Genomic DNA, 11366 nt, shown 5'->3' on the forward strand with positions numbered 1-11366 from the left:
CCGATGCCCGTGACGCTCACCTCTTCCCCCGTGGACACCATCGTCTGGGACTTCGGCGCGGTGCTGTTCCGCTGGCGTCCGCAGGTGCTGCTCGCCGCCGCGCTGCCGCAGCGCGTCACCGACGATGCCAGCGCGGCGTACTGGCGCGAGGCGTTCTTCCAGTCCTTCGGCGGGGACTGGGCCGAGTTCGACCGCGGCACCGTGGCCGCCGATGAACTGGCCCAGCGCATCGCGCGCCGCACCGGGCTGGCGCTGGACGAGGCCCATGCGGTGATCGGCGCGGTGCCCGGCGAGCTGCAGCCGCTGGCCGACACCGTGGCGCTGGTGCATGCCCTGCGGGGCGCCGGCCACCGGCAGTTCTACCTGTCCAACATGCCGGTGCCGTATGCCGACCACCTGGAGCGCGAGCACGCCTTCGTGCGGGACTTCGAGGACGGGCTGTTTTCCGGCCGCGTGAACCTGATCAAGCCCGACGCAGCGCTGTTCGCGCTGGCCGAGGAGCGCTTCGGCCTCGTGCCCGGCCGGACGGTGTTCGTCGACGACCATCCGCGCAACGTCGAGGCCGCGCGCGAACGCGGCTGGCATGCGGTGCTGGCGACCGATGCGCAGGCGATCGAACAGGGCCTGGCCGCGCACGGCCTGCTGCGCGGGGCGCTGGCGGCCTGAAGACCGCCAGCCCGCGTCAGTCGCGGCTGCCGACCGCGCGGTAGGCCACGGCGCCGATCACCGCGCCGACGATGGGGGCCACCCAGAAGGCCCACAGCTGCTCGATCGCCCAGCCGCCCACGAAGACCGCCACGCCGGTCGAGCGCGCCGGGTTCACCGAGGTGTTGGTGACGGGGATGCTGATCAGGTGGATCAGCGTCAGGCACAGGCCGATGGCGATCGGCGCAAAGCCCGCCGGCGCGCGGCCGTCCGTGGCGCCGAGGATCACGAACAGAAAGAACGCGGTCATCACCACCTCGCACAGCAGCGCGGCCTGCAAGCTGTAGCCGCCGGGCGAATGCTCGCCGAAGCCGTTGGACGCGAAGCCGCCCAGCTCGAAGCCGGGCTTGCCGGTGGCGATCAGGTACAGGACGCCGCCCGCTGCGATGCCGCCCACCACCTGCGCGGCGATGTAGGGCACGAGCTTGCCGGCCTCGAAGCGCCCCCCGGCCCACAGGCCGATCGACACCGCCGGATTCAGATGGCACCCGGAGATGTGCCCGATGGCGTAGGCCATCGTCAGCACCGTCAGGCCGAAGGCCAGCGACACGCCGTGCAGGCCGATGCCGACCTCCGGAAACGCGGCCGCCAGCACGGCACTGCCGCAGCCCCCCAGTACCAGCCAGAACGTCCCGAAGAATTCCGCTGCGTATGCCCTCATGGTTCCACTCCTATCGTTGTTGAACTCGCCCCGGCGGCCCGCGGCCGCTCTGTGAAAGGCGGGCGCAAACTTTGACAGAGTTGCTTGCATTCGATGCGGCCAACCCCCCAGTTTGTGAATTTCTACCAGCATGGCGTGCAGGTGCGTCGCGGATGCGACATCGCCGAGGCCGGTTGGGTCGGGTTTTGGCGAGTGGCAGCGCATGCGGGCGTGAAGGACGATGAACGCCTGCCGACAGCCCGCCGAGGTCCGCTCAATGCACCTGCCCACCCGCCGCCAGTTCAACCGTTGCCTCGCCGGCGCGGCCGCCGTCCTCGGTGCGCCGGCCGCATGGCCGCAGGCCTGGCCCGCCAAGCCGCTGCGCATCGTGGTGCCCTACCCGCCGGGGGGCTTCACCGACGTCACGGCGCGGCTGGTCGCCCAGAAGCTCCAGGAGCGGCTCGGCCAGACGGTGCTGGTCGACAACAAGCCCGGCGCCAACGGGATCATCGGGGTGGATGCGGTGGCCAAGTCGCCTCCCGACGGCTACACGATGGGCGTGGTGATCGCGGCCTACGCGGCCAACACCACGCTCTATCCCAAACTGCCCTACGACCCGGCCAAAGACCTCGCCGCGGTGTCGCTGATCGGGCTGTCGCCCCTCGTGGCCGCGGTCCACAACGACGCCCCGTTCAAGACCGCCGGGGAGCTTGTCGCCTATGCCAGGCGGCATCCGGGCAAGGTCAGCTTCGGGTCCAGCGGCAACGGTTCGGCGGCGCACCTCTCCACCGAATACCTGAAGGCGCTCACCGGCAGCTACATGGTGCACATCCCGTACCGGGGCGCTGCCGCGGCGCTGACCGACCTGATGGGCGGGCAGATCCAGCTCTTCCTGGATGCTGCTTCCGGGCTCATCAACCCCGGCAAGGCTGGCAAGGTGCGTTTGATCGGCGTGGCCAGCGACCGCCGCTTGCCGGCGCTGCCCGACGTGCCGACCTTCATCGAACAGGGCGTCGCCGGCTTCACCGGCAGCACCTGGGCGGGCCTGCTCGCGCCGGCGGGCACGCCGAAGGAGATCGTCCGGCGGGTCGCCGACGAGGTGGCGCGCATCGTCCGCATGGACGACGTCAAGGCGCGGCTCGAGCAGATGGGCACCGTGCCGGTCGGGGGCACGCCCGAGCAGTTCGAGGCTTTCATCGCTTCGGAAACTGCCAAGTGGGGCAAGGTCATCCGCGACGCGAAGGTCACGGCGGACTGAGGACGGCGCGGGCGTTCAGCGCGGCTTGTTCCAGCGGCTGACCAGCCGCGGCAGCCAATGCAGGATCACCAGCGCCAGCAGCGTGCTCAGCACCGCCGAGGCCTCCCGGCCGAGGCCGACGCCGACGCCAATCGCTGCGGTGAGCCAGATGCCGGCGGCCGTCGTCAGTCCCTGGACGTCCTCTTCGTCCCGGCCCTTGATGATGGTGCCGGCGCCGAGGAAGCCGACGCCGGCCACCACGCCCTGGATGACGCGGCTCATATCCGCGTCGGAGACCCCCGCCTGCTGCGGGATCATGACGAACAGCGCGGCGCCCAGGGCGACCAGCATGTGCGTGCGCACGCCCGCCGCCTTGCCGCTGGTTTCGCGCTCCCAGCCGAGCAGGCCCCCCAGCACCGCGGCGAGCAGCAGGCGCACGACCAGCCGCGTGGCCTGGCCCAGGTCCGGCAGGTCGGAGAACTCCTGTTGCAATGCGGTGAGCACGGTTTGCCAGGCACTGTCCATCGGTCGTCTCCGTCATGCCAGCGGCGCTGCGGTCAGTAGACGCGGCCTCGGCGGTACTGCGCGTGCGTCCTGCGCGCGAGCGTCGTGGCCTGGGCCAGTGCCGCCAGCGCATGGCCCGCATGGGCTTCGGCAATTGCCAGGCCCAGGGCGTCGGCGGCGTCCTTGCCCGGCAGCCCGGGCAGCGCGAGCAGGCGCTTGACCATCTCCTGCACCTGCTCCTTGCGCGCCTGGCCGTGGCCGACGACGGCCTTCTTCATCTGCAGCGCCGTGTGTTCCGACACCGGCAGCCCGCGCGAGACGAGCGCCGCGAGTGCGGCCCCGCGCGCCTGGCCAAGCAGCAGCGTGCTCTGCGGATTCACGTTGACGAAGACGATCTCCACCGAGGCCCGGCCCGGCCCGTAGCGCTCCGCCACTTCCGACACGCCTTCGAAGATGATCTTCAGCCGACCGGGCAGGTCGCCGCGCGCCGCGGCGGCCGTCTTGATGGTGCCGCTGGCGACGTAGGCCAGCCGCGGGCCCTCGGCGTCGATGACGCCGAAGCCGGTGGTCTGCAGGCCGGGGTCGATGCCGAGGATGCGCACGTCACTGCCCCAGCCGGAAATACCAGCGCACGGAGTGGAAGAACACAGGCGCCGCGAAGCACAGCGCGGCCACGCGGTCCAGCAGCCCCACCGCGCCGGTGACCGCGCTGCGGTTGCCCCAGTGCGTGACGCCGGCGTCGCGCTTCAGCGCCGACATCACGAAGGCGCCGAAGGTGCCGCTGCCGGCGGCGATGAAGGCCATCGCCAGCGCCTGGCCCGCCTTGAAGGGCGTGGCCCAGAACAGCAGCGTGCCGACGACGGCGGCGGCCAGCGCGCCGATGGCCCAGGCGCGCAGCGAGAAGCTGCGGTCGATCTGCCGCGCGACGGGCCGCCGGCGCAGCCAGCGGCTGGCGCCCTCCTGCGCCAGCTGCGCGGTCACGACGACGAAGACCAGGAAGAACAGCAGGAACGGGCCGCGGCCGGCCTCCTGCGGAAAGTCGAGCAGCAGCAAGGCCGGCGCGTGGCTCAGGCCGTAGACGCAGACCACGATGCCCCACTGGATCTTGGCGTTGCGTTCGAGGAAGCGCTCCGGATCGCCTGCCAGCGCGCTCACCACCGGCAGCGCGAAGAACACGTAGACCGGGATGAAGACGGAGAAAAGGTCGAAGTGGCGCGTGCCGACGATGACGTACTGCAGCGGCAGCACCACGAAGAACGCGAGGATCAGGCTGCGGTGGTCGCTGCGGCGCGTGTGCTGCAGCGTGATGAACTCGCGCAGGGCCAGGAAAGAGACGATGCCGAACAGCAGCGTCGCGCCCGGCGCGCCGCCGATCCAGGCGAGCCAGAACAGCACCGCGCCGACCCACAGCGCGCGCAGCTCGCGCTTGCTGCGGTCGTGAGGGCCCTCGGGCCGGCGATCGCCCAGCCGGAACGAGCGCACGGCCAGCGCCGCCGTGGCCAGCATCAGCACGCCGAACAGGATGACGAACAGCAGCGCCACCTGCTGGTCGGCGGCCAGCTCGCGCAGGGCCCTCATGACGGCAGCCTCGGCCGCAGCGCCATCACGGCGTGGCGGGCGCGGGCCAGAAAGCCGCGCTTGTCCTCGCCGGGCTGCAGGGTCACCGGTGCGCCGAAGGTCACCGTGCACAGCACCGGCACGGGCACCACCTCGCCCTTGGGCATCACCCGCTGCACGTTGTCGATCCACGCGGGGATGAGGCGGGCCTCGGGAAAGCGTTGGGCCAGGTGGTACAGGCCGCTCTTGAACACGGCCGGCTCCTCCCGGGCGCCCCGGGTGCCTTCGGGGAAGATCACCAGCGAATCCCCGTTCGCGAGCGCGGCGGCCAGCGGCTCCAGCGGGTCCTGGTCGTCCACCCGCTGGCGGTCGACGTAGACCGCGTTGAAGACCTCGCGCGTCAGCCAGTGCTTGAAGCGGCCCGAGGTCCAGTAGTCACGCGCCGCGATGGGCCGCGTGGTGGCGCGCAGGTCGCGCGGCAGCGCGGCCCAGATCAGCACCCAGTCGAGGTGGCTCTGGTGGTTGGCGAAGTAGATGCGCTGCTCGGCCTTCGGCGGGCACCCCTTCCAGTGGCCCTGCGCGCCCGTGACCAGGCGCGCGACGAAGGCGAGGGTGAGGCCGGCGGCCTCAACCAGGAAGCGGGACATGCTCGAAGGCCGGCCTTCTGAAGATCAGTGCCTGAAGTGGCGCGTACCGGTCAGGACCATCGCGATGCCGCGCTCGTCCGCGGCCGCGATCACCTCGTCGTCGCGCATGCTGCCGCCCGGCTGGATGACGCAGGTCGCGCCGGCATCGCACACCACGTCCAGGCCGTCGCGGAACGGGAAGAACGCGTCGCTCGCCACCGCCGTGCCCTGCAGGGCCAGGCCGGCGTTGCCCGCCTTGATCGATGCGATGCGGGCCGAGTCGATGCGGCTCATCTGGCCGGCGCCCACGCCCATCGTCATGCCGTCGGCGCAGAACACGATGGCGTTGCTCTTGACGAACTTGGCCACCTTCCAGGCGAACAGCAGGTCGTCCATCTGCTGCGGCGTGGGCTGCTTCCTGGTGACCACACGCAGCTCCGACGCGGCGACGTTCTTCGCGTCGGCCGACTGCACCAGCAGCCCGCCGCCCACGCGCTTGAAGTCGAGCGTGTTCATCGCGGGCGCCAGGGGCACCTCGAGCAGCCGGACGTTCTGCTTGCCAGCGAACACCTCGCGTGCCTCGGCGGTGATGGCCGGGGCGATCAGCACCTCGACGAACTGCTTGACCACCAGCTCCGCGGCCGCCTTGTCCAGCGCCCGGTTGAACGCGATGATCCCGCCGAAGGCCGAGGTCGGGTCGGTCTTGAAGGCCTTGGCGTAGGCCTCGGCCGCCGAGGCCGCCACCGCCACGCCGCACGGGTTGGCGTGCTTGACGATCACGCAGGCGGGTGCGTCGAAGGTCTTCACGCATTCCCAGGCCGCGTCGGCGTCGGCGATGTTGTTGTACGAGAGCTCCTTGCCCTGCAGCTGGTGCCAGCCCGCCAGCGTGCCCGGCGCGGGCTGCGCGTCGCGGTAGAACGCGGCGCTCTGGTGCGGGTTCTCGCCGTAGCGCATGTCCTGCACCTTGGTGAGCTGCAGGTTCAGCACGGCGGGGTAGTCCAGGCGCTGCGGCACGTCGGGCGTGGCCAGCTCGGCGCCGGCCTGCAGGCCGCTCAGGTAGCTGGCGATCATGCCGTCGTAGGCCGCGGTGTGCGCGAAGACCTTCTTCGCGAGCATGAACTTGGTGCTGCGGTCGACCTCGCCGTCCTTCAGCTCGGCCAGCACGCGCGGGTAGTCGGCGGGGTCGATGACCACGGCCACGTCCTGCCAGTTCTTCGCGGCGGCGCGCAGCATGGCGGGGCCGCCGATGTCGATGTTCTCGATCGCGTCGTCCAGCGTGCAGCCGGCCTTGGCGGTGGCCTGCGCGAACGGGTAGAGGTTGATCACCAGCAGGTCGATGGTGCCGATGCCGTGCTCGGCCAGCGCGGCCATGTGCTCGGGCACGTCGCGGCGCGCGAGCAGGCCGCCATGCACGCGCGGGTGCAGCGTCTTCACGCGGCCGTCGAGCATCTCGGGGAAGCCGGTGATCTCCGACACCTCGGTGACGGGCAGGCCCGATTCGGCCAGCAGCTTGGCGGTGCCGCCGGTGGACAGCAGCCGGATGCCGGCGCCGTGCAGCGCGCGCGCGAAGTCGACGATGCCGGTCTTGTCGGAAACGGAAAGAAGCGCAGTAAGGCTCATGGCGGTCACTTGATCAGTTTGTGTTCGAGCAGCTTGCGCCGCAGCGTGTTGCGGTTGATGCCCAGCCATTCCGCGGCCTTGCTCTGGTTGCCCTGGGCGTGCTGCATCACCACGTCGAGCATGGGCTTCTCGACGGCGTTGAGGATCATGTCGTGGACGGCATGGGGCTCGACGCCGCGCAGGTCTCGGAAGTACTGCTCCAGGCTCTCGCGCACGCAGGCTTCGAGGTGTTTCTTGGTCATGGAAAAGGAAAAGAGGGATCAGGCCGACAGGGCGACGCAGTCGTCGTTGGCCGGCAGCCGTTCGTGCTGCTCGGCCAGGCGGTCGAACCAGTCGGCCACCGCGCGGACCTGCTGCTCGCAGTCGTCGATCAGGTTCATCCGGGCGCGGAACGCCGCGCCGCCGGGCAGCGCATGCACGGCCCAGCCGATGTGCTTGCGCGCGCTGCGCACGCCGCTCTGTTCGCCGTAGAGGCCGTAGTGGTCGTGCAGGTGCGCGACCAGCCACCGGCGCACGTCGGCCACGGGTGGCGGCGGCAGCAGCTCGCCGGTGGCGAGGTGGTGGCCGATCTCGCGGAAGATCCACGGGCGGCCTTGCGCGGCGCGGCCGATCATCAGGGCATCGGCCCCGGTGTGCGCCAGCACCGCGCGGGCCTTGGCGGGGGAGTCGATGTCGCCGTTGGCCACCACGGGGATGGCCAGCGCCGCCTTGACGGCCGCGATGGTGTCGTACTCGGCCAGCCCGCTGTAGCCCTGCTCGCGCGTGCGGCCGTGCACCGTCACCATCGCGACGCCGGCAGCCTCGGCCGCGCGGGCCAGCGCCACCGCGTTGCGCTCGGCCTCGCACCAGCCGGTGCGCATCTTCAGCGTGACGGGCACGCCGTGCGGCGCGCACGCGGCCACCACCGCCTCGACGATGCGCAGCGCGAGCGGCTCGTTCTTCATCAGCGCCGAGCCCGCCCACACGTTGCATACCTTCTTGGCCGGGCAGCCCATGTTGATGTCGATGACCTGCGCGCCGCGGTCGATGTTGTAGCGCGCGGCATCGGCCATCTCGGCCGGGTCGACGCCGGCCACCTGCACCGCGATGGGCGCGGCCTCGCCGGTGTGGTCGGCACGGCGCGAGGTCTTCAGGCTCTTCCAGAGCTCGCGCTTGGACGTCACCATCTCACTGACCGCGTAGCCCGCGCCAAGCTGCTTGCACAGCATGCGGAAAGGCCGGTCGGTCACCCCTGCCATCGGGGCGACGAAGAGCCTGTTCGGCAGCTCGATCGGGCCGATCTTCATGGGCGTGGACAGAGGGAGGGGTGCTGAAAAAGGAGGCAGGAGTATAGCGGCGCGGACCCCGTGCGCCGGGTTAACCTCCCATGATGGAAAGTTGGTTGCAGGATGGCGTGGCGGCCTTGCTCGCCGCGCTGGCGATGCCGGAGTTCGGCCTGGGGGCGGTGTTCGTCGTGTCGCTGGTGTCGGCCACGCTGCTGCCGCTCGGCTCGGAGCCGGCGGTGTTCGGCCTTGTCAAGCTCGATCCGGGGATGTTCTGGCCGGCGGTGGCCGTGGCGACTGCCGGCAACACGGCCGGCGGCGCCATCAGTTGGTGGATGGGCTACGGCGCGGAGCTGGCCTACGAGAAGGCCACGCACCACCCTGCGCGCAACCGCGCGCTGGGCTGGCTGCAGCGCTTTGGCCCCAAGGCCTGCCTGCTGTCGTGGCTGCCAGTGGTGGGCGATCCGCTGTGCGCGGTCGCGGGCTGGCTGCGCATGCCGTTCTGGCCGTGCGTGGCCTACATGGCGGTCGGCAAGTGCCTGCGCTATGTCACGATGACGGCGGCGCTGCTGTGGGTGTTCCCGGGGCGCCTGGACGGCTGAGCGCCGCCCGCGGTCCGGTTCGAACGAGGAGAGCTCTTGAGCGCCACGCCTGCCTACGATGACCTGGTGCGCCACTACCAGCGGCTGCATCGCTTCGACCACCTGGCCGCCATCGTCGGCTGGGACCAGGCCGCGAACATGCCGCCCAAGGGCAACGAGGCCCGCAGCGCGGCGATGGCCGAGCTGGCCGGGCTCACGCACCGGCTGCGCACCGACGGCGCGCTGGTCCGGCAGATCGAGCGCGCGGAGCAGGAGCCGCTCGACGACCTGCAGCGCGCCAACCTGCGCGAGATCCGCCGCGACTGGCGCAACGCCAATGCGCTGCCCGAGTCGCTGGTGCAGGCCCGGCAGCACGCCACTTCGCGCTGCGAGCACGCGTGGCGCACGCAGCGCCCGGCCAACGACTGGGCGGGCTTCCTCGAGAACTTCCGCGAGGTGCTGCGCGTGGGCCGGGAGGAGGCGCGGCTGCTGTCCGAACAGTCGGGCCTGGGCCTGTACGACGCGCTGATGGACCGCTACGAACCCGGCATGACCTGCGCGCTGGTCGACCGCGTGTTCGCGAACCTGCGCCAGTGGCTGCCCGGGATGATCGTGCGCGCGGTCGAGCGCCAGGCCGGCCTGCCCTGCATCGAGCCCGTCGGCCCGTTCCCGGTGGAGCGCCAGCGCGCGCTGTGCGAGGCGGCCATGCGCCTGCTGGGCTTCGACTTCGAGGCCGGCCGGCTCGACGTGAGCGCGCATCCCTTCTCCGGCGGCGTGCCCGAGGACGTGCGCCTGACCACCCGCTACGGTGCGGACGACTTCCTCACCAGCCTGATGGGCACCATCCACGAGACCGGCCACGGCCGCTACGAGCAGAACCTGCCGCGTGCACTGCTGGGCCAGCCCGCGGGCTTCGCCCGGTCGATGGCGATCCATGAGAGCCAGTCGCTCAGCTTCGAGATGCAGCTGGGCCGGCACCGCGGCTTCGTCGAGCGACTGGCACCGCTGGTGGCGGCGCACCTGGGGCCGCAGCCGGCGTTCGAACCGGAAAACCTCTGGCGGCTGCTGACCCGCGTGCGGCCCGGGCGCATCCGCGTCGATGCCGACGAGGTCACCTACCCCGCGCACGTGATCCTGCGCTACGAGATCGAGCGGCCGCTGATCGAGGGCGACATCGAGGCCGAGGACATCCCGGCGCTGTGGAACGCCAAGATGCAGGAACTGCTCGGCGTCGACACACGCGGCGACTACACCGACGGCCCGCTGCAGGACGTGCACTGGCCGGAGGCGCTGTTCGGCTACTTCCCTTGTTATTCGCTGGGCGCGATGTACGCGGCGCAATGGTTCGCCACGATGCGGCGTTCGCTGCCCGGGATGGATGCAAGCATCGGCCGGGGCGAACTGGCGCCGGTGTTCGGCTGGCTCGACACCCACATCTGGCAGCAGGGCTCGCGCTGGCCGACCGACGAACTGGCCCGCCGCGCCAGCGGCGAGGTATTGAATCCGGCGCATTTCAAGGCCCACCTGGAGGCGCGCTACACCCCGGGGGGATGAAGCGCGCCGGGGCCGCCGCGTCGTGCGGCGGCCCGTCGCGGCATCAGAAGCTGTGCTTGATGCCGACGTCCAGGCCGCGCGACTTGTCGCCGCCGTTCAGCGCCGGGCCGCCCGACACCACGAACTGGGCGCCGCCCTTGTTCTTGATGTACGAGAAGTTGCTGTACACCGCGGTGCGCTTGGACAGGTCGTGCACGTAGCCGATCGCGAAGAGGTCGGCCTCGTTCTTGCGGCCGTCGGCCGTGAACGCGCCGCCCTTGCCCTCGGAGTGCACGTACGAGGCGCGCACGGTGCCCGAGCCCAGCGGCACCAGAGCGCCGATGTTGTAGTGGTTCTCCTTGGCGCCGATGTACTTGAGCTGCGACCAGCCGCCCATCAGCTTGAGCATGCCGAAGTCGTAAGCGGCGGCCAGCGCGCCGTACTTGACGTTGTCGTCGTCGGTGACCTCGGTCTCGCTGTAGCCGGCGCTCACGTCCAGCGGGCCGGCCTTGTAGCCGATCAGGCCGCCGTACAGCTTGGTGCCCGAGGCGCCTTCGCCCGCGGCGGCCGTGAGCTGGCCGTAGAAGCCGCCCAGCGTGGCCGGCAGGAAGTAGCTGACCGAGTTGTCCAGGCGCGTGTGCGTGGCGTAGGCGCCGCCGTTGATGCTGCTGGCCGAGAACACGTTGGCGATCGCGCCGATGCCAGTGTCGCTGAACGGATCGGAGGCGGTCGCGACGCGGTAGGTCGGCGAGAAGTCCCGGCCCAGCCGCACTTCGCCGAAGTTGCCCGACAGGCTCACCGTCGAGCGGCGGTGCCAGAACTTCGTGGCGCTCGTGCCGGCGTCGACGTTGACCTGGCTCTCGAGCCAGAAGCCTGCCTTCAGGCCGCCGCCCAGGTCTTCCGTGCCGCGGAAGCCGAGGCGGCTGGTGGCCACACCGCCGGACGACAGCAGCACCTGGTCGCGGTCGCCGTTTTTGACGTAGCGCACGCCGGCATCGAGGATGCCGAACACGGTCACCGAAGACTGCGCGCTGGCCGTGCCGGCGACGGCTGCGAGCGCGGCGAAACAAAGGAGGGAACGCTTCATTGGAACTCCGTGAG

The 11366-nt window shown here is 70.9% G+C and carries 13 protein-coding genes; 4 read left to right on the forward strand and 9 right to left on the reverse strand.

The genetic code is table 11. From position 1 onward, the window contains the following. The first annotated feature begins 3 nt into the window (after nt 1–3). A complete protein-coding gene (locus V4F39_RS21210) occupies nt 4–666 on the forward strand; it encodes an HAD family hydrolase (RefSeq protein ID WP_332291946.1) in 663 nt (220 codons plus the stop codon). 16 nt (nt 667–682) lie between these two features. Here the strand turns inward: V4F39_RS21210 and aqpZ are convergent, their stop codons facing one another. Then, the gene (gene aqpZ, locus V4F39_RS21215; protein WP_332291947.1) at nt 683–1366 is read right to left on the reverse strand and encodes an aquaporin Z; all 684 of its coding nucleotides are present in this window, start codon (nt 1364–1366) and stop codon (nt 683–685) included. 256 nt (nt 1367–1622) lie between these two features. On the opposite strand from aqpZ, the gene V4F39_RS21220 reads away from it, so the two are divergent. After that, nucleotides 1623–2603: a tripartite tricarboxylate transporter substrate binding protein gene (locus V4F39_RS21220; RefSeq protein ID WP_332291948.1), complete on the forward strand. Its 981-nt coding sequence runs from the start codon at nt 1623–1625 to the stop codon at nt 2601–2603. 15 nt (nt 2604–2618) lie between these two features. Here the strand turns inward: V4F39_RS21220 and V4F39_RS21225 are convergent, their stop codons facing one another. The 7 genes from V4F39_RS21225 to dusB are packed head-to-tail and all read right to left on the reverse strand — an operon-like array spanning nt 2619 to nt 8175. Further along, the gene (locus V4F39_RS21225) at nt 2619–3107 is read right to left on the reverse strand and encodes an MgtC/SapB family protein (protein ID WP_332291950.1); all 489 of its coding nucleotides are present in this window, start codon (nt 3105–3107) and stop codon (nt 2619–2621) included. A gap of 32 nt (nt 3108–3139) precedes the next feature. Then, nucleotides 3140–3688, reverse strand: coding sequence for a crossover junction endodeoxyribonuclease RuvC (gene ruvC / locus V4F39_RS21230; RefSeq protein ID WP_332291951.1), 549 nt, complete (start codon nt 3686–3688; stop codon nt 3140–3142). A 1-nt stretch (nt 3689) separates the two neighbouring features. Continuing rightward, complete coding sequence (locus V4F39_RS21235; RefSeq protein WP_332291952.1) at nt 3690–4664, reverse strand: phosphatidate cytidylyltransferase; 975 nt, start codon at nt 4662–4664, stop codon at nt 3690–3692. Continuing rightward, nucleotides 4661–5290 carry a lysophospholipid acyltransferase family protein gene (locus V4F39_RS21240; protein ID WP_332291953.1) on the reverse strand — a complete coding sequence of 210 codons (630 nt, stop codon included), beginning with the start codon at nt 5288–5290 and terminating at the stop codon, nt 4661–4663. Before V4F39_RS21240 ends, V4F39_RS21235 begins: the two co-directional genes overlap by 4 nt. A gap of 24 nt (nt 5291–5314) precedes the next feature. Next, nucleotides 5315–6889 (reverse strand): bifunctional phosphoribosylaminoimidazolecarboxamide formyltransferase/IMP cyclohydrolase, encoded by a 1575-nt coding sequence (gene purH, locus V4F39_RS21245; RefSeq protein WP_332291954.1) that lies wholly within the window; start codon nt 6887–6889, stop codon nt 5315–5317. Between the two features lie 5 nt (nt 6890–6894). Beyond that, entirely contained in the window at nt 6895–7131 is a 237-nt protein-coding gene (locus V4F39_RS21250; protein ID WP_332291955.1) for a Fis family transcriptional regulator, read from the reverse strand. Between the two features lie 18 nt (nt 7132–7149). Beyond that, nucleotides 7150–8175, reverse strand: coding sequence for a tRNA dihydrouridine synthase DusB (dusB, locus tag V4F39_RS21255; RefSeq protein WP_332291956.1), 1026 nt, complete (start codon nt 8173–8175; stop codon nt 7150–7152). A gap of 83 nt (nt 8176–8258) precedes the next feature. Here dusB and V4F39_RS21260 point away from each other — a divergent pair, with 83 nt between their 5' ends. Together V4F39_RS21260 and V4F39_RS21265 are read left to right on the forward strand one after the other, a co-directional pair. Beyond that, nucleotides 8259–8753 (forward strand): YqaA family protein, encoded by a 495-nt coding sequence (locus V4F39_RS21260; protein ID WP_332291957.1) that lies wholly within the window; start codon nt 8259–8261, stop codon nt 8751–8753. A 36-nt stretch (nt 8754–8789) separates the two neighbouring features. Beyond that, on the forward strand, nt 8790–10286 hold the full coding sequence (locus V4F39_RS21265; RefSeq protein ID WP_332291958.1) for a carboxypeptidase M32: 1497 nt from the start codon (nt 8790–8792) through the stop codon (nt 10284–10286). 43 nt (nt 10287–10329) lie between these two features. Here V4F39_RS21265 and V4F39_RS21270 read toward each other — a convergent pair whose 3' ends face one another. Next, the gene (locus V4F39_RS21270) at nt 10330–11352 is read right to left on the reverse strand and encodes a porin (protein ID WP_332291959.1); all 1023 of its coding nucleotides are present in this window, start codon (nt 11350–11352) and stop codon (nt 10330–10332) included. Between the last annotated feature and the right edge of the window lie 14 nt (nt 11353–11366).

The sequence above is a fragment of the Aquincola agrisoli genome (genome assembly GCF_036621135.1).
In the GTDB taxonomy this organism is placed as follows: Bacteria; Pseudomonadota; Gammaproteobacteria; order Burkholderiales; family Burkholderiaceae_C; genus Aquincola; species Aquincola agrisoli.